The 21,420-nt window shown below is 66.0% G+C and carries 16 protein-coding genes; 12 read left to right on the top strand and 4 right to left on the bottom strand.

From position 1 onward, the window contains the following. Positions 1–71: 71 nt before the first annotated feature. From nhaA to PKE78_RS17955, 4 genes are all read left to right on the top strand, one after another. Complete coding sequence (gene nhaA, locus PKE78_RS17970) at positions 72–1,274, top strand: Na+/H+ antiporter NhaA (RefSeq protein WP_271202300.1); 1,203 nt, start codon at positions 72–74, stop codon at positions 1,272–1,274. 88 nt (positions 1,275–1,362) lie between these two features. Then, on the top strand, positions 1,363–2,868 hold the full coding sequence (locus tag PKE78_RS17965; RefSeq protein ID WP_271202299.1) for a helix-turn-helix transcriptional regulator: 1,506 nt from the start codon (positions 1,363–1,365) through the stop codon (positions 2,866–2,868). 125 nt (positions 2,869–2,993) lie between these two features. After that, the gene (locus PKE78_RS17960; protein WP_271202298.1) at positions 2,994–3,176 is read left to right on the top strand and encodes a CsbD family protein; all 183 of its coding nucleotides are present in this window, start codon (positions 2,994–2,996) and stop codon (positions 3,174–3,176) included. A gap of 88 nt (positions 3,177–3,264) precedes the next feature. Further along, positions 3,265–4,143 (top strand): PhnA-like protein, encoded by an 879-nt coding sequence (locus PKE78_RS17955; RefSeq protein WP_271202297.1) that lies wholly within the window; start codon positions 3,265–3,267, stop codon positions 4,141–4,143. A gap of 260 nt (positions 4,144–4,403) precedes the next feature. Here PKE78_RS17955 and PKE78_RS17950 read toward each other — a convergent pair whose 3' ends face one another. Next, positions 4,404–4,991 (bottom strand): hypothetical protein, encoded by a 588-nt coding sequence (locus PKE78_RS17950; RefSeq protein WP_271202296.1) that lies wholly within the window; start codon positions 4,989–4,991, stop codon positions 4,404–4,406. 451 nt (positions 4,992–5,442) lie between these two features. Here PKE78_RS17950 and PKE78_RS17945 point away from each other — a divergent pair, with 451 nt between their 5' ends. From PKE78_RS17945 to PKE78_RS17910, 8 genes are all read left to right on the top strand, one after another. Next, positions 5,443–5,787, top strand: a complete 345-nt coding sequence (locus PKE78_RS17945; protein WP_271202295.1) for a hypothetical protein — start codon at positions 5,443–5,445, stop codon at positions 5,785–5,787. Further along, positions 5,784–6,821: an AAA family ATPase gene (locus tag PKE78_RS17940; RefSeq protein ID WP_271202294.1), complete on the top strand. Its 1,038-nt coding sequence runs from the start codon at positions 5,784–5,786 to the stop codon at positions 6,819–6,821. Before PKE78_RS17945 ends, PKE78_RS17940 begins: the two co-directional genes overlap by 4 nt. Beyond that, positions 6,763–9,372, top strand: a complete 2,610-nt coding sequence (locus PKE78_RS17935) for a S8 family peptidase (protein ID WP_271202293.1) — start codon at positions 6,763–6,765, stop codon at positions 9,370–9,372. Before PKE78_RS17940 ends, PKE78_RS17935 begins: the two co-directional genes overlap by 59 nt. Then, positions 9,369–10,259: a hypothetical protein gene (locus tag PKE78_RS17930; RefSeq protein ID WP_271202292.1), complete on the top strand. Its 891-nt coding sequence runs from the start codon at positions 9,369–9,371 to the stop codon at positions 10,257–10,259. The genes PKE78_RS17935 and PKE78_RS17930 overlap by 4 nt, the downstream gene beginning before the upstream one ends. Before the next feature lie 308 nt (positions 10,260–10,567). Further along, positions 10,568–11,320, top strand: coding sequence for an ImuA family protein (locus PKE78_RS17925; RefSeq protein WP_271202291.1), 753 nt, complete (start codon positions 10,568–10,570; stop codon positions 11,318–11,320). Next, on the top strand, positions 11,235–12,755 hold the full coding sequence (locus PKE78_RS17920; RefSeq protein WP_271202290.1) for a Y-family DNA polymerase: 1,521 nt from the start codon (positions 11,235–11,237) through the stop codon (positions 12,753–12,755). Before PKE78_RS17925 ends, PKE78_RS17920 begins: the two co-directional genes overlap by 86 nt. Continuing rightward, a complete protein-coding gene (locus tag PKE78_RS17915; RefSeq protein ID WP_271202289.1) occupies positions 12,752–16,021 on the top strand; it encodes an error-prone DNA polymerase in 3,270 nt (1,089 codons plus the stop codon). Before PKE78_RS17920 ends, PKE78_RS17915 begins: the two co-directional genes overlap by 4 nt. Continuing rightward, the gene (locus PKE78_RS17910) at positions 16,018–16,845 is read left to right on the top strand and encodes a metallophosphoesterase (protein WP_271202288.1); all 828 of its coding nucleotides are present in this window, start codon (positions 16,018–16,020) and stop codon (positions 16,843–16,845) included. Before PKE78_RS17915 ends, PKE78_RS17910 begins: the two co-directional genes overlap by 4 nt. A gap of 77 nt (positions 16,846–16,922) precedes the next feature. On the opposite strand, the gene PKE78_RS17905 is transcribed toward PKE78_RS17910, so the two are convergent. From PKE78_RS17905 to PKE78_RS17895, 3 genes are all read right to left on the bottom strand, one after another. Continuing rightward, positions 16,923–18,347, bottom strand: coding sequence for a UvrD-helicase domain-containing protein (locus PKE78_RS17905; protein WP_271202287.1), 1,425 nt, complete (start codon positions 18,345–18,347; stop codon positions 16,923–16,925). Further along, entirely contained in the window at positions 18,337–20,061 is a 1,725-nt protein-coding gene (locus tag PKE78_RS17900) for an ATP-dependent nuclease (protein WP_271202286.1), read from the bottom strand. Before PKE78_RS17900 ends, PKE78_RS17905 begins: the two co-directional genes overlap by 11 nt. Positions 20,062–20,274: 213 nt before the next feature. Beyond that, entirely contained in the window at positions 20,275–21,402 is a 1,128-nt protein-coding gene (locus tag PKE78_RS17895; protein ID WP_271202285.1) for an MFS transporter, read from the bottom strand. Between the last annotated feature and the right edge of the window lie 18 nt (positions 21,403–21,420).

Raw genomic sequence — 21,420 nt, 5'->3', positions numbered from 1 at the left:
TGCGTGCGCCTTGGGAATTCGCCCAAAACCCACGGAGACTGAACAGCCTTTCGATCAAGGGGTGACGACCCATGTCCGCCGCCGCGCCGCAGCTCAAGCCGAGCAAGTCCCCGCTCCGGTCCTTCTTCGCCAACGAGGCCTCGGCCGGGCTGATCCTCATGGCCGCCGCGGCGCTCGGCCTGATCGTCGCCAACTCCCCGCTGGCGACCGCCTACTTCGCCACCCTCAAGGCCTATGTCGGCGGCCTCAGCGTGCTGCACTGGATCAACGACGCGCTGATGGTCGTGTTCTTCCTGCTCGTCGGTCTGGAGATCAAGCGCGAGCTGCTCGAAGGCCGCCTGCGCACCTGGCCGGACCGCGTGCTTCCGGGCCTCGCCGCGATCGGCGGCATGGCGGCGCCCGCGCTCGTCTACCTGATCGTCAACGCATCCAGCCCGGAGACGCTGCGCGGCTGGGCGATCCCGGCCGCGACCGACATCGCCTTCGCGCTCGGCGTGCTTACGCTGCTCGGATCGCGCGTGCCGATTTCGCTGAAGGTGTTCCTGACCGCGCTCGCGATCATCGACGACCTCGGCGCCGTGCTGATCATCGCGGTGTTCTACACCGCCGAGCTGTCGCTTCCCATGCTGGCCGCGAGCGCCGTCACCTTCGCGGCGCTGGTCGCGATGAACAGGCTCGGCGTCCGCAGGCTCACCCCGTATCTGCTGCTCGGCCTCGTGCTCTGGTTCTTCGTGCTGAAATCGGGCGTGCACGCCACCGTCGCGGGCGTGCTGCTGGCGATGACCATCCCGATCGGCCGCAAGGAGGGCGAGGCCGAGTCGCCGCTCCACCGGCTCGAGCACGGCGTCACGCCGTGGTCGGCCTTCGTCGTGCTGCCGGTCTTCGGCTTCGCCAACGCCGGCGTCTCCTTCGCCGGGGTCGAGGCGCGGATGCTGCTGGAGCCTGTGACGCTCGGGGTGGCGCTCGGCCTGTTCCTCGGCAAGCAGATCGGCATTTTCGGGATCGTGCTGGCGGCGGTGAAGCTCGGTCTCGCCAAGCGGCCGGAGGGCGCCTCGTGGGGGCAGGTCTACGGCATCTCGCTGCTGTGCGGCATCGGCTTCACCATGAGCCTGTTCATCGGGCTGCTGGCCTTCGCCGACGCCCCGCACCTCGAGGCCGAGACCAAGATCGGCGTGCTGGTCGGCTCGCTGAGCTGCATGGCGCTCGGCGCGCTCGTCCTGCGGCTCACGTCCCCTTCGCAGCGGCCGACGGAGCGGGCGACCCAGGAGGCCTGAAGGATGTGGGTCTGCAGCTTCGGAGCCGCCGGCGCTCGCCATTCCGCGCAGGCGGCGTAGATATGCGCGGGACATGCCGGAGAGCCCGATGGACGCCCCCGACGCCGCGATCAAGACGGACCGCGCCGCGCTTCAGCAGGTGATCGCCGGCTTGACCGACGGCGTCATCCTGGTCGAGCCGGACCAGTCGATCTCCTGGGCCAACGTGGCGGCGCTCGCGATGCACGGGGTCCAGTCGCTCGACGGGCTCGGAGGCTCCGTCGACGGCTACAGGCGGACCTTCCGGCTGCGGTTCCGCAACAACCATCCGCTCCCGGAGGAGAAGTACCCGCTCGATCGCGTCGTCGCCGGCGAAACCTTCGACGACGTCACGGTCGAGGTGTCGCCCGCCGCCGATCCCGACACGACCTGGGTCCACACCCTCCGCAGCCTGGTGGTGGTCGACCGCGCCGGAGAGCCGGAGCTGCTCGTCCTCATCGTCAAGGACGAGACCGAGCGCTTCGAGGCCGAGGACCGTTTCGAGAGCGCGTTCAACGCTAATCCCGCCCCGGCCCTGATCTGCCGCGTCTCCGACCAGATCTACGTGCGCGTCAACCAGGGCTTCATGGACATGACGGGCCACGACCGAAGCGCGGTGGTGGGCCAGAGCGTCCGCGCGTTCGACGTGTTTTCCGGCGCGGAGCGACGCGACCTCGCCCATGAGCGCATCGCCGAGGGCCGCGCCGTGACGCAGATGGAGGCCGAGGTTCCCCTGCCGGACGGGACCGGGCGCGCCGTCATCGTGGCGGGCCAGCCGATCGACGTCGGCGGCGAGCCCTGCATGCTCTTCACCTTCGCGGATCTGGAGCCGCGCCGGAAAGCCGAAACCTCGCTGCGCAAGTCCGAGGAGCGCTTCTCGAAGTCGTTCCGGCTTTCGCCGGTGGCCGAGGCCATCACGCGGCTCGCCGACCACGCCTTCATGGAGGTCAACAGGGCGTTCGAGGCGCTGAGCGGCTATTCCGACGTCGAGCTGACGGGGCGCGCCGCCGCCGACATCCGGCTCTGGGCCGATCCCGCGGCGCGCCGGACCATCGAGGGCGCGCTGAAGGAGGGGCGCGGCGTGCAGAACGCCCCATTGGCGATGCGGACCAAGGACGGCGCGGACGTCGATTGCCTCGTCTCCGCCGAGACGGTCGAGATCAACGAGGAGGACTGCGTCCTATGGGTGGTGCAGGACGTCACCGAGCGGAAGAAGACCGAGGACGAGCTGATCGCGGCGATCGAGAGCGTGATGGCCGACACCTCCTGGTTCAGCCGCACCGTGGTCGAGAAGCTCGCCAACCTCCGCCAGACCTCCCGCAAGCCGGGACCCGGCGTCGGCGTCGGCGATCTGACCGAACGGGAGCGGCAGATCCTCGGGCTCATTTCGGAGGGCTGCGACAACGTCACGATGAGCGACCGCCTCGGCCTGTCGACCAACACGGTGCGGAACCACGTGGCGTCGCTGTTCCGCAAGATCGGCGTGAACCGTCGCGCCGCCGCGGTGGTCTGGGCCCGCGAGCGCGGCGTGACGGGGGAAGCCGCCATCAAGGGCAAGCCCTGGCCGTCCGCCTGACCGGTCCCAAAATACCAATCCAACTGGTCCTTCCGGTTCTGTCGCGCAGGGCGCCGCCAGTCCATCTCAATCCCATCGAAGGCGGCGCAATCCCGCGACCGCCGGTTTTCGGAAGGGATACCGAGATGGACAAGAACCGTATCGAAGGCGCGGCGAAGGAAGCGAAGGGCTCCGTCAAGGAGGCTATCGGCAAGCTCACCGGCAACAAGAAGACCGAAGCCGAAGGCAAGGCCGAGAAGGCCGAGGGCAAGGTCCAGGGCACGGTCGGCAAGGCCGCCGACGCCGCGCGCGACGCGCTGAAGAAGTGACCCGAGCTTCGGCGGGACGCCAGCCGCGTCCCGCCCCGTCCGCCCCCGGACGACCCGACATCCCGACATAAAGCCCCAGGAGGGCGACATGACAGCTACTTCCATCACCGGAGGCGGACCGCTCGCGCACGCCGAGGACCGGACCGCCGCGCTGAACCAGATTTCGTGGGGCGCGGTCTTCGCCGGCGTCGTGGTGGCGCTGACGGTTCAACTTCTCCTGAACCTCCTGGGCGTCGGGATCGGCGCCGCGGTGGTCGACCCCGGCGCCTCCGGAAACCCGAGCGCGGGCGCCTTCTCGATCGCGGGCGGCGTCTGGTACCTCGTGGCCGGCCTCGTCGGCGCCTTCGCGGGCGGTTACGTGTCGAGCCGGGTGTCGGGCCGGCCGGTCAAGACCGTCGGCGGCTTCCACGGCCTCACCACCTGGGCCGCGACGACGCTCGTCATCCTCTACCTGCTGACCACCTCGGTCGGCTCGCTGATCGGCGGCGCCTTCGGCGGACTGTCGAGCGTGGTCGGCGGCGCCGGCGGCATCGCCTCCACGGCCATCCAGGCCGCGTCCCCGACGATCGCGACGCTGAACCCGCTGCAGGAGATCGAGCGCCAGGTGCGTTCCGCAGGCGAGGGCCAGGATCCGGAAGCGCTTCGCTCCGGCGCGGCGGCCGCGGTTCAGGCGCTGCTGACGGGCGACCCGCAGAAGGCCGATGAGGCGCGGACCCGCGCGGCCGAGGCGCTCGCCCGGGCGCAGAACATCAGCCCCGAACAGGCCCGCACCCAGGTCGGCGAGTACGAGGCGCGTTATCGCCAGACCGTCGAGCAGGCCAAGCGCGCGGCCCAGGAGGCTTCGGTGACGGCGACCAAGGTGGTCTCGCGCGGCGCGCTGCTCGGCTTCCTCGCCCTCGCCCTCGCGGCGGTCGCCGCCTGGTTCGGCGGCGCCGCGGGCACGGCGCGCGCCGTCCGCCGGATCTGATTCGAACCGCCCGGGCCCCAACCCCGGGCGCAGGCGGAAGCATTCACGCCCCCCAACGCTTCCGTCCGGAGGCGGGACCCCGTCGTCAAGGCGGGGTCCCGTTGCTGCGTCGTAATGAAAAGCCGACTGTACTGCCTCAGAATAAGGGAGTCGCGGCAGCATCCTAAGCCATTGAAATCATTAGACCTCAGCACGCAGATTAACTGAGTCCAATTTCGCAATTACCGAGTCTGGAAAACGCTATTTCATGAAGCCGAGTCTTAGGCCTCATTTTTCGTTGAATTTTGAGGGGCTTCGACTGAGCCGTAGCTAAGGACAAAAACGTGGTGAGCCGGTGCGCCTTGCCTCCGGGCGACCAGAGCGTTGAGGTAGCGCAATCGCTGGTGACCTTCGACCAGCAGGTGGCGCGATCTAGGGTCTGGTCCCTGAGCGTCGATTACACCGGCCGGCGTATTGAGGATGACAATCGGGATTTTCCACGTGCCGGTCCGGTTCATCGGTTCCGATGTCGGATTGTCCGGATAGCTGTTGAAGGTCTCGAAGTCGAATGCGGCATCGAACATGCATCGGGGGCAGTGGACGTTGAGCAGGCGCTCGTTCGGCCACTCCTCGATCGTCCACGACAGTCCGTCGAGAGGAAACGAGCAGTACGGAGAGTGATGCCAGTGGCGGTGAACCCACTGGCCGGCGATCAGCGGATGAAGATGCCCGATCGCGTTCCGATTTCGCTCGTACCACTCATCGGCCGGCTCGGGATGGAGCGTATCGTACCTTTGGGGCTTCAAGCTCAGAGGCCAGATAAGATCGTCTTCCGGCCAAATCTTGAGCATTCCGTCGACCCAACGCATCGCTCGCCTTTCTCAGAGATATTGAGTTGGATGCGCCTATACGTCGGATTTTCCTAAATAAAATCAGAATAATTGAGTCGCGCGCCTCACATTTTGCGAGTCTTATTTCAGAATTGAAGAGTCTGCTGCGCCCCGGCAAGGCTCGCGCGCCTATATCGCTGATACCCAGCCCACGCGCCCGCGGTCGGCTCCGTTGCATTCGAGCTCCATCGGCAGCGATCGGTCGTCAGCGCCAGGGCTGCAGCCCGACGTCGCGCGCGGCACGGATCGCAACGCGAACCGGGCAGCCTGCCGCTTTGGCGGCGTTTGGCGCCGATCGTGCCTTCGGAGCGGGAACGCTCCTGCGACCGCGGGGCAGCCACTCAGGATGCAATCTACCTGTTCCTTTTCGATCTTTTATGTTCCGTATTTTTTGGATTGACGCATACTCATGGTGATGAAACAACCAGCCATGCCCAAGGTCGTTCCTGACAGTGAGCTCAAGGCGCAGCTCGACCGGTTCGTTCGCGAGAACGGTGGAGTTTCGCGCGCTTCTAGGCTCCTGGATATCGGTAAGTCGACGCTCCAGCGCGCCTTCACAAGCGGCCTCGTCACGGGCGAGACGGCTGCGCGCATTCGCGAAGCCATGGCGACCCACGGGTCAGAAAAGAGTTCCAAAAAGGAACGAGTTGGCGAAATAACGGAACGCGACCTTGTCTCGTTCGAGAAGGTGTTGCACGCTCTGATAGCAACAGCTTCGACACTTCGCGGCGGTCGGCTCGTAGAGCCTCAGGCTGACAAGAGAGATCGGGCATGAGTCGAGGCGACCTCGTTCTTTCGTTGGCCGAAGCCGGCGCGTCTGGTGATCGGTCCATGGTCAAAAGGACCGTTCGGGCGCTCGCCGAAGAGGCGAAGGCTAAGCAGCAGCACACGTTCGCCAAGCGTCTGGCGAACGTGATCGAAGCGGTCGGCGGCGCAAGTCTGAGCCTGCCGTCAGCGCGGCTGCCCGACAGCGTCGCCGGACTGTTGCACGAGATCGTTCCGCGACGGCGGTTTGACGATCTGATCTTGCCGAAGGATACGCGCGAAGAACTCGACGAGCTCCGTCAGGAACACGAAAACGTCGAGCTGCTCTATGCGAACTCGCTTTCCCCGAGACACACCGTCCTTCTCGTAGGTCCGCCCGGAAACGGGAAAACCTCTCTCGCGGAAGCGCTCGCGACCGAGCTTGGTCTGACGCTCTACGTGCTGCGCTACGAGGCGATCGTCGGAAGCTTCCTCGGCGAGACGGCCTCCAAGATCTCGGCGGTGATGGAGTTCGTCGCAACAACGCCCTGCGTCATCTTCTTCGATGAGTTTGACGCCATCGGCAAAGAGCGCGGCGACATCCATGAAACCGGCGAGATCAAGCGCGTCGTCAGTTCGCTCTTGATGCAGTTCGACGCCTTGCCGCCTCACGTCCTGCTCGTGTGCGCGACCAACCATCCGGAGCTGCTCGATCGCGCCGTATGGCGGCGGTTCGAGCTGCGGCTGACAATGCCCAATCCAACCCAGGCGCAGTTGGCGTCATGGCTCAAAAGCGCGTTCCGCGATGCGCCTAAGGATTGCACTGTTGAATTTGAGGGATTGGCCAAAAACTTCCGGGGAAAGAGCTTTTCCGAGATTGAACAGTTCGCGCTCGACGTGCAACGGAGGATTGTGCTGTCGGGCGTAAACGCGAGTTGGTCCGACGCCATTCGCTTGACCTTAAAGCGGTGGCGCAAGCGCTTCGAGCCGTCGAAGGGCCAACGTAATGCCGACCGAAAGACCGATCCTGAGACTGCGTCCTTCGCAGCAGGTGAGGAGGATTAAGGGAGCGCCTGATCGGCGCCGTAGGCCTCGGGAAAGCGTTGAAACGCAGACCACGCGGTTTGGCGGTGAGTTTGAGCGACTTCGGCGGACGCTCGACGAGATCGAGGCGGGCGTAGACATTGCCGCTGAACCCAACCGGATTGTTCCGGATCGGGTCCTCGTTCTCGAACTGAAAAACGGCGTTCAAAACTTTGCCCACGAAGCCAGAAGGCTTGGCTTCGCCTGGATGCTCGAAGAGGGTGCTGACGGAAACGACAACATCACCGACGAAGATGATCTCGTCGATCCCGCCACCGCCGCGGATCCGCGCCTCTACGCGTTGATGCCGTCACGAGAGGCGCTTCAAACGCTCTTGCGTCTCTGGACTGCGTTCACGGCACGGGAACCGGCCCCGCAGGGCTACAGCAAGTGGTGGCAAATCTTCGCCACGCTGAACGTGATCAGAACCTGGAGCGCGGAAGACCGGGTCGATCAATGGACCCGCACGGTTCTGCGCGACCAGATCCGGCGCAATCCTACAGGCGCCGTCCGCATCGAATTCGATCTCTGGTTCCGTGAAGACCCGATCGTGCGGCAAGCCCGAATGACGGCGTTCCAGGCCAAGGTCGCGGCCGCTGATGGCCGGGTGCTCGATCGCGTGCTGCTCGAGCCCATCCAGTATCATGCCGCTCTCGTCGAACTACCCGTCACGCGAGCCCTGGAGTTGATCGAGCGCGCCGGGCCGCTCGCGACCGCCGACGAGGTCATGGTCGTCCGCCCACAGAGCTTTTCTCCGCATCCCCCGAGCGAGCGAGATCCGTTGGAGCCTGTTGATCGCGCCCCTCCCGCGCAGCCCGACACCCGTGCTCCGATCGCAGCCCTGCTCGACGGCTTTCCGATCGAGAACCACGATCTGCTGCGCAACCGGATCGACGTTTACCCCGTCGACGTGACGCCGACCGAGGCTCCTCCACACCGGCGGATGCACGGCACCCAGATGGCCTCCCTCGTCATCCACGGAGACCTCGATGGCGGTCACCCGCCGATCAGCAGGACGCTGCTCGTCGTGCCTGTGCTCGCATCGCCGGCGAACGGCTCTCCGGAACATACTCCGACCGATAAGCTTGCCGTCGGAATGATCGAGCGCGCCGTCCGCGCCCTGAAGGAAGGTGTCGGCGACGGCAAGCCCGTCGGGCCTGACGTGCTGATCATCAACCACTCGCTCGGCGACATGCATTCGCCGTTCGAGCGCCGGGCCAGTCACTGGAGCAGGCTCCTCGACTACCTGTCCCACCGATATCATGTGCTGTTCGTCGTAAGCGCCGGCAACGCACAGGATGGCCTCCCGCTGGACGGGTTCGCCAGTCTTACTGACTTTCGGCGCGCCACGGCCGACGCCCGCACCGAGGCCATTCTGACCGCTCTGGAACGCGCACGAGCCACGCGTCCGGTGCTCAGTCCCGCCCAGTCCTGCAACAGCCTGACCGTCGGGGCGCTCCACAGCGATTTCGCCGGCCCCGGCGCCTTCGCCGGCGCCGCGATCGATCCCTTCGGCGCGCTGAAGATGACCAATCTCGGATCGCGTCTCGGCACCGGCATCGGAGGCTCGATCAAGCCTGATCTCGTCATGCCGGGCGGCCGTCAGGCGGCGCGGGCGCGCGTCACGCCAGCAGGTCTCGAGCTCTTCAGCCAAGAGATCGAGGGCGCCGGCCAGAGAGCTGCAATCCCGGACACTCGTGGCGGACGCCGCGATCGGACACAACGCTCGAGCGGGACCAGCAACGCCGCAGCGCTGGCGACCCGGGGCGCCATCCGCATCGCCGATGCACTTGATGACATTCCAGCCGCGCCCGGTGAAGCCCGGTGGCGTGATCGACAGACCAGGGCCGTGATACTGAAATGCCTGCTTGCGCATGGCTGCTCGTGGGGAGATATCGGCCGTCACCTCGATGGGCTCTATCCACCTGTGGCCGCGACCTCGAACTACCGTCGCCGCGTCGCCATCTCCCAGTTTCTCGGATATGGCGAGCCAGACGTAGACCGCGTGATCAGTGGCTCCGCCCATCGCGTCACGATGCTTGCCGACGCGACGCTGCGGAATAACCGTCGACACGAATATCAAATCCCGCTTCCCGACTCGCTGTCGTCACTCGCGGAACTCCGGCGCATCACCGTCACGCTCGCTTGGAGCTCACCCGTCAGGGTCAGCGCCGCCTCGCCGAGATCCATTCGGCTCGTGGTCACCGACGACGAAGGCAAATCCCATTTTTGGGAGGGCGTAGACCGGACTAACGTAGTGCAGCCTGACCACCGGCACTGCGCCAAGGGAACCTTGTTTCATTCCGTGCTCGATGGACGCAAGGCAGTCCCCTTCGGCAGTCGGTCGAGCTTCATGATCGGCGTTCAGGCCGTGGCGGAGACCACCGCATTCAACCAGGTCGACGCGCCCTACGCCTTGGCTGTCAGCTTCGAGACCGCCGACACCATCCGGGCCGACATCTATCAGGAAATTCGGCAGGAACTTGAGTTGCGCGCGCGTGCGGGCGTCGCTGTCAGAGCGAGGCGACCATGAGTTTCAACGCAGACGACAGCTTGGGGGCCGAGAGCCTGCAGGCCGTAATCGACTATCTGCGGCTGATTGGCGACGACCGCCGAGCCGACGAACTGACGCCTCACGGCGGTGCGCCCCAGGGTTGGGGCTTCGGATCCGACCGGCCGTTCCTGGGCACCAATGCGATTTTCGGCTTCATCGACCAGACCGGCGGCGACCGTCTGCCGATCGTTCCCCTCGCGGAGATCGAGGCCGACGAAACGCTGAAGGGAAACACCATAAAGGTCACCCTCGACCGCTTTTTCGTGCAGGAGTTCCCGGGCCGCGGCGAGCACCGGGTGCTCTGCGAGTTCTCGGGGAAAAACCAGGTCGCGGGCGAAACCGAAGCGCTGACCTTCACGGCGACATGCAGAGCGAGAGACGGCCAGAGTGCGGGCGTCAATGGGCTCCCAATCTTCCTTGGACTGACGGTGGGCGACAATGGAGTGAGCTTCGAGGGTCGAACGGTGAATGTGTCGAGTTCGAGCGACGATCACATTCTTGAGGTCCTGGACACCGACACCTTCAAGCAGGGCCTATCCCTGCTGCATCTCGCCCAGCCCGCTATAAAGCCCTTCACCAAGCTGGCCGAAGGCGTCGTTCGGATGGCGGCAAAGCGGAGCGGGAACTGGCAGGTCCACACGTTTTCGCTTGGCCTCGATTTCGACGGAAGCCCGACTTCCGCGCGGCTCAGATGCGGATCCTTCGTTGTCGCGCAGGCGACGAAGACCGCCGGATGGGATTGGTCGAATTACGTGTGGGACACGCATGCTGGCGAAATCGTGCCAGTCGGCGCCGCTCTGCCCATCGGCATGAACTACATGGTGTTCGGCGTTTCTCGCTACACGATCGGCGGCGACGCTCGCTGACGGACAACGCCGAGCCCGAACCCAATCGATCGCGCTTATCGGGAGCGGTTGTAGGCACTTTGAGGTTTTGCCTACAACGATCGTGGTTGATGCGCGCTTGATCCACGGGCCTGTCCCGCTCCGCCGTCTCACGCCCATCGCTGCCTGCGCCGAAGCCGTTTCAACGAGCAGGCGCCGGATCTCTTCATTGTCGCCAGCCGCGCCAGAGAGCCTGGACACCGCGCTACCGCCCTTGACTCTCGCCTCACCAAATTAGAACAGATAGCGAACGACATCGTCCGCGCTGTCCATGGAGGAAGGCGAAACACGTGCGGCCTGAGCCCGCCATAGACTCGTTGCGCGCCCAAATCGAGAGGATCGAGGGGCGTTCGAAGCGCGCGCGTTCGACGCTTCCGTTCGGGATCACCGACGTCGATTCGCGCCTTCCTGGAGGCGGGCTTGCCTTCGGCGCGTTGCATGAGGTCGCGGGCGGGGGGAATGGCGCGATCGACGGAGCGGCAGCCGCCTTGTTCAGCGCGGGCGTCGCCGCCCGCACCAAGGGCAAGGTCCTCTGGTGCGTTACGCGACCCGATCTGTTCGCGCCGGCGATCGCACAGGCGGGGCTCATCGCCGACCGGGTGATCTACGTCGAGGCCGGCGACGACAAGACCGTACTCGCCTGCATGGAGGAAGGCCTTCGCCATGGCGGGCTCGGCGCCGTCATCGGCGAGCTTGCCCGCCTTGCGATGACGGCCTCCCGCCGCCTTCAGCTCGCAGCCGAAGGCACAGGGTCGATCGGCATTGCGCTTCGGCGGTGGCGACGACAGGCAGAAGCGATGGACTTCGGGCAACCGACCGCGGCGACCACCCGGTGGCGGGTCTCTGTCGTCCCATCCGCGCCGCTGCCGGTCCCTGGCGTAGGCCGACACCGATGGCTCGTTGAGCTGATCCGGGCCCGGGCGGGCGAAAGCGCTGATTTCGAACTGGAGGCGTGCGATGGCACGGGTCGTCTCGCTCTTCCTGCCGACCTGGCCAACGGATCGCTATCGGCGGCAGGCCGGCGACGTCGCGCCCCCGGCTGAGACGCCGCTCGTCCTTGTTGGCCGTCAGGGCTCCCGCCGTGTCGTGCTCGCTGCTGACGTCATGGCGCAGAGCATGGGCGTGCGTGTCGGCATGCCCGCCACGAAGGCCCAGGTGCTGGTCCAAGGCCTGCTCGTCCAGGACGCCGATCCACGAGCCGACGCCGAGGCGCTCGAACGCCTTGCGGTCTGGGCGCTGCGCTTCTCGCCGATTGTGACAGCCGATCCGCCGGACGGGATCGTCATCGATACGACCGGCGCCGATCATCTCCATGGCGGCGAGACCGCGATGCTCGAAGGCCTCATCGGGCGGCTCGCCATGTCGGGGGTCGCAGCGCAGGCCGCGGTCGCCGACAGCTGGGGCGCAGCCCATGCGCTCGCTCGCTACGTCGCGCGACCAGCAGTCGTGGCGCCGTCGGATCACGGCGCGGCGGCCCTGCGTGACCTACCGCTCGAAGCCCTTCGGATCGCTTCTCAGATCGTGGCAGCGTTGCGGACGCTCGGCTTCGATCGCATCGGCGATCTCCTGGCGCAGCCCCGGGCGCCGCTGACCTTGCGCTTCGGTCCAGAGCTCGGCCGTCGTATCGACCAGGCGCTCGGAGACGCGGCTGAGCTGATCGAGCCGGTTCGGCCTGCCGACCTGATCGAGGTCCGTCGCGCCTTCGCTGAGCCTATCGGAGCGGCAGAGACCATCGCCCGCTACATCGGCAAGCTGGTGGTGGAGCTCTGCGAACGGCTCGAGGACGGTGGCCTCGGCGCCCGTCGGCTCGACCTCATCTGTCGCCGCGTCGACAACGACGCACAAGCGGTCCGTGTCGGCATGGCGACGCCGGTCCGCGACGTGAAGCGGCTGACGCGCCTGCTCTGCGACAAGATCGAGACGATCGCGCCCGGCTTCGGCATCGAGCTGATGACGCTGGCCGCCACTGTCGCCGAGCCATTCGGGCGCAAACAGATGGCGAGCTCGCTGATCGAGGAGACGGCCACGGACGTCTCTGATCTCGTGGACACGTTAATGAACCGCGTCGGCGAGCGCGCGATCTACCGGATGGCGCCTGTTGCAAGCGATGTTCCCGAGCGGTCGGTCTGCCGGGTGCCAGCCATGGCGGCGGACAGCGGCGCGGGCTGGCCCGGTCACTGGCCTCGGCCGTCCCGGCTGCTCGCCCATCCTGAGCCCGTGGAAACGGTCGCGCTGCTGCCCGATCATCCGCCCGTCAGCTTCACCTGGCGCGGCGTCCGCCGGCGCGTGCGGCGCGCCGATGGGCCGGAGCGTGTGTTCGGCGAGTGGTGGAAGCGCGATGCCGAACTCGTAGCTGTCCGCGACTATTTTCGGGTCGAGGACGACGCTGGCGAGCGCTACTGGCTCTACCGGGCCGGCGATGGAGAGGACGCGGCGACCGGATCGCACCGCTGGTTCGTGCATGGCGTGTTCGGATGAGCGGCCCGCGCTACGCCGAACTCCAGGTCACCTCGCACTTCTCGTTCCTGCGTGGGGCGTCGTCCTGCGAGGAGCTGTTCTCGCAGGCCGCGGTCTGTGGGATCGAAGCGCTCGCGGTCGTCGACCGAAACTCGCTCGCCGGGATCGTCCGCGCCCATGAGGCCGCCAAGGTAACGGGCGTGCGGCTTGTAGTCGGCTGCCGACTCGATCTCGCAGACGGCATGTCGGCGCTGGTCTACCCGACCGACCGGGCGGCCTACTCCCGGCTTTGCAGGCTGCTGTCGTTGGGTAAGAAGCGCGGCGGCAAGGCGAAGTGCCGGCTTGAGTGGCAGGACCTCGTGGCGTACGGCGAGGGGCTGCTCGCTATTTTGGTTCCAGACCTCGCGGACGAGGACTGCGCCTTTCGCCTTCGCCGGCTCCGCGACGCCTTCGGCGATCGCGCCTATCTCGCGCTGACGCTCCGCCGGCGGCCGAACGACCAGCTTCGGCTGCACGAGTTGTCGAACCTCGCGACCCAAATGCGTGTCGCGACCGTCGTCACCAACGACGTCCTGTTCCACGAGCCCTCGCGCCGCATGCTGCAGGACGTCGTCACCTGCATCCGGCACACCGTCACGATCGACGCACTGGGTGAGCGGCGCGAGCGCCACGCCGACCGCTACGTGAAACCGCCGGAAGAGATGCACCGGCTGTTCAGCCGCTATCCGGAAGCGCTCGCCCGAACGCTGCAGATCGTCGACCGCTGCCGCTTCAGCCTGGACGAGCTCGCCTACCAATACCCGGAGGAACGCGACGACCCGACGCTGACCCCACAGGAGACCTTGGCGAAGCTCACCTGGGAGGGCGCCGCAGAGCGCTATCCGGAAGGTCTGCCGGACAGCGTGCGCGCGGCGCTTACCCACGAGCTGACGCTGATCGAGAAGCTGAGCTACGCGCCTTACTTCCTGACCGTGAATTCGATCGTCCGCTTCGCCCGGTCAAGGGACATTCTCTGCCAGGGCCGCGGATCGGCGGCGAACTCGGCTGTCTGCTTCGTGCTCGGGATCACATCGATCGATCCGGGTCGCAACGATCTCCTCTTCGAGCGCTTCGTCTCGGAGGAGCGCCGGGAGCCGCCGGACATTGACGTCGACTTCGAGCATGAGCGGCGCGAGATCGTCATGCAGTGGGTGTTTGAGACCTACGGCCGCGACCACGCGGCGCTGTGCTCGACGGTCATCCGCTATCGCGCGAAGGGCGCGCTCCGCGACGTCGGCAGGGCGCTCGGCCTGCCCGAGGACCTGATCGGCACGCTGTCGGGCCAGCTCTGGTCCTGGTCTGAACAGGGCGTCGAGCAGCGCCATGTCGAGGAGCTGAACCTCAACCTCTCCGACCGCCGGCTGCGGCTGACGCTCGATCTCGCCCGGCAGCTCATGGGCGCGCCGCGGCATCTGAGCCAGCATCCGGGCGGCTTCGTTCTGACCCATGACCGCCTCGATGACCTCGTGCCGATCGAGCCTGCCGCGATGGTCGATCGCCAGGTCATCGAATGGGACAAGGACGACATCGACGCTCTGAAGTTCATGAAGGTCGACGTGCTCGCGCTCGGCATGCTGACCTGCATGAAGAAGGGGCTCGATCTCCTCGCCGAACACAAGGGCGCGACCTACGACCTCGCGACCATCCCGGCCGAGGATCCGCGCACCTACGCGATGATCCGCAAGGCCGACACGCTCGGCACCTTCCAAATCGAAAGCCGCGCGCAGATGTCGATGCTGCCGCGGCTAAAACCGCGCACCTACTATGACCTCGTGGTCCAAGTCGCGATTGTTCGCCCCGGGCCGATCCAGGGCGACATGGTCCACCCGTATCTCCGGAGGCGCGAAGGGCTCGAGCCGGTCCACTTCCCCAAGCCCGAGCTTGAGAAAGTTCTGGGCAAGACGCTCGGCGTCCCGCTCTTCCAGGAGCAGGCGATGCGGGTCGCGATCGAGTGTGCGGGCTTCACTCCGGGCGAAGCCGACATGCTGCGCAAGAGCATGGCTACCTTCAAGTTCACGGGCGGCGTCTCGAAGTTCAAGGAGAAGCTCGTCGCCGGCATGGTGGCGAACGGCTACGAGGCCGAGTTCGCCGAACGCACCTTCAAGCAGCTCGAGGGGTTCGGCTCATACGGCTTCCCGGAGAGCCACGCCGCGTCCTTCGCGCTGATCGCCTATGCCTCGGCCTGGCTGAAGTGCTGGCACCCGGACGTGTTCTGCGCCGCGCTCCTGAATAGCCAGCCGATGGGCTTCTATGCGCCGGCCCAGATCGTCCGCGACGCTCGGGACCACGGCGTCGAGATCCGCCCCGTCTGCGCCAACGCTTCCCGATGGGACTGCACGCTTGAGCCGACCGGTGACGAGACCCGCTTCGCTGTCCGACTCGGCCTGCGGATGACCAAGGGGCTGTCGAACGCTCATGCGGCCACAATCGTCGCAGCGCGCGGCGACAGGCCGTTCGTGTCGATGGACGATCTGTGGCGTCGCGCCGGCGTGCCCGTGGTGGCGTTGACCCAGGTCGCCGAAGCCGACGGGTTCCGGCCGGCGTTCGGCCTTGCGCGGCGAGAGGCGCTCTGGGCGATCCGGGGCCTGCGCGACGAGCCGCTTCCGCTCTTCGCAGCGGCGTCCGCCCACGAGCTCGAGGTGATCCGTGAGGTCGACGAGCCTGCCGTCGCGCTCCGCCCGATGACGGCCGGCGGGGAGGTCGTCGAGGACTACCGCCACGTCAGCCTGTCGCTGCGGGCCCATCCCGTGGCGTTCCTTCGCCAGGACCTAAAGCAGCGCCGAATGGTGACCTGCCTGGAGGCGATGGAGGCGCGCGACCGGCGCTGGCTCGAGATCGCCGGCGTGGTGCTGGTCCGGCAGCGTCCCGGCAGCGCCAAGGGCGTCATGTTCATCACGCTCGAGGATGAGAGCGGGGTGGCGAACCTCGTGGTCTGGCCGAGCGTGTTCGAGAAGAACCGCCGCACGATACTGAGCGCCGGCATGATCGCGGTCTACGGCCGCGTGCAGCGCGAGGGCGAGGTCGTCCACTTGGTCGCCCAGAGGTTGACGAACCTGTCAGCCGAGCTCGCGAGCGTCGGCGAACGCGAAGGCGAGTTCCCCGTACCGCACGGTCGTGGAGACGAAGTCTATCACGGCTCAACGCCGGATCCGCGTGGACCGCGATCTAAAGGGCTCAGACCGCGCGACATCTACATTCGCGACCTTCACATCGATACGATCAAGGTGAAGACGCGGGATTTTAGATGAAGCTCTGGATATTGAGCGATCTGCACCTTTCGAGGAAAGCCGCCAGCGCCGGTGTGATCACTCCTGACGCTATTCCTGACGCAGACGTGGCGATCATCGCCGGCGACGTCTGCGAAGGCGTCGAGGATGCGATCGCGTGGCTCGCCGCCACGATCGCCCGCCGGATGCCGGTCGTTTACGTCGTCGGAAACCACGAGTTCTATGGCGAGTATATCGGGCAGGCCCGTCGGGTCGCGCGCGCTCAGGCCGCGCTTGTCCCGAACCTTTACCTTCTCGATGACGCCGACGTCGTCATTGATGGCGTCCGGTTTGCCGGCGCCACGCTTTGGACCGACTACCTGTTGTTCGCTCACGGAGACCAGGCTAATCGACGGCAAGCCATGCGGACGATCAAGGTGCGCCTTAGCGATCACGTCCAGATCTGGATGGACCCCGCTCATCTGGGCTTCGTCGCGCGCAACTTCGAGCCACGGGACGCTCTGGCGCTGCATGAGTTGAGCCTCGCCTGGCTCGACAGCAAGCTTGCCGAACCTCACCCGGGTCGGACGGTCGTGGTCACGCACCACGCCCCGCACCCTCGATCAATTGCGAAGCGTTGGGCCGACGACGCGCTGACGCCGGCGTTTGTTTCCGACCTGTCTTCCCTCATCGACAGAAGACAGCCGGACCTCTGGATCCATGGGCACACGCACGCGTCGTTCGATTACGTCGTGGAACCGCTGGACGGCGCACCAACGCGCGTGATCTGCAATCCCCGGGGTTACTCGGAAACCGAAAATATGAACTTCGACTGGCGACGGGTAGTCGAGATCGGATCGCGTTAGCTCACCCTCGGGTCGCGGGGCAAGAGGCGGGTCCGGATGACCGCGTCGGATTTATCCCTGTCTGAAGATGCCTGGCGTCAGATTGCCGGAGTCAGCAGCGGCGAACGTGAACATACGACAATCTTTTTGGAGCCCCGCGTCATGGCGACGTACAGATTGCGGGCATTGAGATCGTCGGCATTCAGGATTACGGCGACTTCTGCTTCAAGCCCTTTCAGGAGCAGCGTACTTCCCACTGCACGCCGCGGCAGCGGACGGCCAAGCAGCCTGTTCTGTTCGCGCATCATGACGGCCGTTTCCCGGAATGACCGGCCCTCCTGAGAATTGCACATGTTGAGTGCCCTTATGCAGGCGTGAAGGACGGCCGGACGGTACGCGCGCACACCCGGCTCCTGGCCTATCTCCGCAAGTAGAGCGGAGACGCGTCCATAAGTGCGCTCGTTCAAAAACGCGATAGCCGCGGTCTCCGCCGCAGAGGCCGCGCGGCGTTCAGCGCCGCGCAGGATTGTGTCCGTGCGGCGAAGAAGGTCGTTCGCGCCCACGTTCGTCATCAGCTGCTCGGCGAACAGCGCGATCTTCTGAAGCGCGTCCCCGGCGTTCAGATCCAGTCCCTCTGCAAATGTAACGAGGTCACGTAAGTCGACCGCCTCCACTGTGACGGCACCGGGCGTCTGACTGGCGAAACGACGCTGGCTGTCGGGTTTCGAGCCTTCGCCGATAATGAGGACTGAACCCGCAGCGGACAAAGCGCGCGTCTTGCACGCCTCAAGGCGCGTTGGATGGTCCGCGGCCGTCCCGTCGAGTTGTATCCACGTGACATGAGCCGGCAAGGTGCGCAGGTCGACCGGGGTCCGCGCGATCATTCGCGCGCGGGCATCGAGAAGCCACGCCCCCAAGGCCTGCGACTCCGCATTGATCCACCGCCACGGCGTCTCAAGCGTTCCCGCCGCGGGGAAATGCCCGCAAACGTGTTCGCCCCATTTTGCGAGCGGGTCGTCAGCGCTGAAATCGAAAATCGCCTGCATGTCGTCGCCCATGACGCATGCCGGCAGGATAGCTGAAGCGTAGTAGACTATCGCGTGCTGGCGGATCGAACAGTCCTGATACTCATCTACCAGCAGCCGCGCGTAACTCGCAGCGATGACGTCGTTCACGTGACCATTCTTCAGTAGACTTGCAGCCGCTGCGCGGATCGCCGGATAGTTCGGGCGAGCGCCCGTGACGATGGTCGGGTTATACGCTGCGCGCCCCGGAAATGTGGCGATTAGGCGTATCGCCCAGCCGTCGATCGTAGACAGCCGGTAGGCAGACGGTTTGACGCCTGCCTTGTCGAGCCGCGCCCGCAGCGCGACGACACCAGCATTGGTATGGGTCAGGATCAGCACGGGCTTCGGGCCTTGGTGCCTCTTTAGGGCATCAGCGATCAGCTGCGTCTTGCCGCAGCCCGCCGGCGCAACAATCAGGCCCCGCGCTATGTTTAGCAGGTCGATATCATCGGCCATTGGCGATCCATGTGAACATCTGTTCCATGAACTGGCCGACAGCGAGGTCTATCGCCTGCGGCAGCTCCGGCGCGATGATTTCACGCGCTGCGTGCTCCATGGCGCCCACGGACTTGAACCAGCCCTTCTGCCCTTTGAAGCGCGATGCCGCGCCCAGGAGCGTCCGGCTGGCGGGAGTGATGCCGGCAGCATACTCGGCCCGGATTGCGGCCAGATCCTTCGCGTTGGTGGACGCGGACTTTATATGCTCGTTGACGAGCGTTTCCTCCTTTTCCGCAACCGCTAACTCGACAAGCTTCGAAACCGTGTGCGGCCCGACGGATTCAAAGAGCTCATCTTCCAGTGCGCGGCCGTTGCGCCACCGGAAAGTCTGGCCGCCTGCTGCGGCGAACTGCGCTTCGAACTCCGGCGTAGGATGCACGTCGCTGTCGCGGAGTGTCGCAACACGGTAGCCAAGCGCCTGAAATGCGAGCGCACGGGTGAACAGCTCGCTGCCGCCTCCGTCGACCAGCGCGCAGCCATGAGCGGCGAGCGAAACGTGCCCATTGGCGACGCGCCACTGATCGAAGCCGCGCATCAGCCCGACTTCGCTTGCTCCCTCGCAGACAAAGACCGCACTGGCGAGAAGCGCCTCGGGGAAGCGCCGGATGGTGCCCTGCACGTCGCCCGCGCCGCCAACGGCCAGCGCGCAGTGCTGGTCGCCGCGTCTTCGCAGGACATGCAGTTGGGTCGCGGCCAGCTCACGCACCGCGACCGGCGAATGGGTTGTCATGAAAACCTGCAGAGGCGCTGGGTTGTCCTTCGCGCCGAGCGCCTGCAGCAGCATAATGATGCGATGCGGCTCCAGTCCGTGCTCCAGTTCATCGATCAGGATGATCGAAGCCTGCGCCGATGCCTGCCGCTGCAAGCCTGCGATCAGGAGCCGGGTTGATCCCAATCCCAGCCCGCGCAACGGCACGCCTGTTTCATCATGCAAGGAAATCGTGCCGCCTGAAAAAGAGACGGATGAGGCATCGAGCAGCGCCTTCGCTTCGGCCCCAATGGGAATGCCCAGCTTTTTTGCGGTGTCAGTGACTGCAGCAAGCGCCTTGGCGAGTTGCTCGCTGCCCTGCGCTCCGAATGCGAGTCGGACATCCCTCCCAGCCTTCGCCAGCTCCTTGGAGGCGTCGGCCCTTTCGTCGGAGAGGCGATTCAGAATTGAGCCGCGCCGCCATGTGAGATTGTAGTCGTTGACGGCACCAAGACGCGTCGGCGCGATCTTCACCCGGTCGGCCCAGTTCAAGGACCGGGACTGCCCTTGCGCCGCCGCCCGTGCCGAGACCAACGTCCACTGCGGCTCAAGATCGCTCTCCACAAGCAGCTGGACGGTAAGAGCGGTCTCAAGGCCTGCTTCCGGCTCGTCCGCGATCGTCCCGTCCGCAGCGTTGAAGCCGCGTAGGTAAAGCCCATAGCTGTCGATATTTTTCAGCTCGTCGGGAAGGTTGCCCAGCGTGACGCTGATCCGCACCGGCTTCTCGACATCCAGCCCGCAGAACTCGGCGTCCGTCATCGGCAGGGTTCGCCGCGCGCCTATACAGAAGTCCAGCGCATCAAGAACCGTGGATTTACCGCTGTCGCCGGGGCCGACCAAGCAGTTGATGCCCGCGAAGGGCTGCCACCGCAGAAATTTGATGCTCCGAAAATTTTCAATCTCGATAACCCTGACGAGTGTCATGTTTCCCCACTAGCCCTGTTCTCTTTTCCGCATCCAACGGAAGGCCGGTAGGAGACAACAGGCGCGGTCTTTCGGGCGAGTCGTTATTGCAATCTCCAATAAACATCATGTTGACCGAGCACCCGCCTACGGGCCGGTTCCGGTTTTGAGGCGGTAGCGCCGCGAAGGTCCGCTTCCGGGCAACGAGCCAGCTTCTGCTAATCGCGCGTCTCGTCAGCGGCTGCGCGCGAGCGCGACGGTCGCGGTCAGGTTGGCGACAGCGAGCACGGCCAACACGCCGAGCGTCGCGTCAGTCCCGGCGGCTGAGATCACAAACCCTGCCGCGAACGGCGCGGCCGCTTGCACGACCAGGTTTGGCGCAGCCAGCCGCCCCATGACGACCGCGTAACGCTCGGCGCCGAACAGCGCGAGCGGGACCGTACCGCGGGCGATCGACCACACGCCGTTCCCGGCGGCGTAAAGCACGACGGCGACCGCGGCGGGACCCGCGCCGAGCGCGAGCAGCACCACGCCGACGGCCACCAGCGCCCCGGCCCATGAAAGGGTTGCGGTCGGGTGGAGACGGTCTCCGACGAGCATCTCGACCACGCGGGCGCCGACCTGCGACGGACCGATCAGCGCGCCGACCGCGACCGCCGCCGCGAGCGCCATGCCCTGCGCTTGCAGGATCGTCAGCAGGTGCACCGACACCGTCGTCTGGACCGCGCCGTTCGCCATCAGGATCGCGGCCAGCAGCAGGAAGGTCCGGCGCTCGCGGGAGGTCGTCATGCCGGCGCCGGCACGGTCGGGTGCGGCCCGGGCTTTTCGCGCCTCGCGCGGTAACAGGAGGAACAGCGCCGGCGCCATGACGAGCATCTGGACGGCGGCGTAAATGAAGCAGGCGCCGCGCCAACCGACATGCTCGACCGCGAGCGCCGACATCGGCCAGCAGACCGTGCTGGCGAAGCCCCCGAACAGGGTGAGGTTGGTGATGGCGCGCCGCGCCGACGCCCCGAAGATCCGGCCGAGCGTCGAGAACGCCGCGTCGTACAGCCCGGCGCCCATTCCGAATCCAAGCACCGCCCAGCCGAGCAGGTAGGTCGCGAGCCCGGTCGACGACCCGACCGCGGCGAGACCCGCTCCCATCAGCAGCGAGCCGGCCACCATGGTCTGCCGCCCGCCGAAGCCGTCGATCATGCGGCCGACGAAGGGCGCGGCGATGCCTGAGCAGAGCAGCCCGATCGATCCGCCGCCGACCACCCACGCGAGCGGCCATCCGGTGTCGGCCGAGATCGGGGCCGCCAGCACCGCGAGCAGGTAGAAGCTCGATCCCCAGGAGACGATCTGGGCGATCCCGAGCAACGGGACCGCGATCCTGCC

This window comes from Methylopila turkensis (assembly GCF_027922325.1).
Lineage (GTDB): Bacteria > Pseudomonadota > Alphaproteobacteria > Rhizobiales > Methylopilaceae > Methylopila > Methylopila turkensis.
The sequence above is the reverse complement of the archived record's forward strand: the minus strand, read 5'-3'. Positions and strand labels throughout refer to the sequence as shown.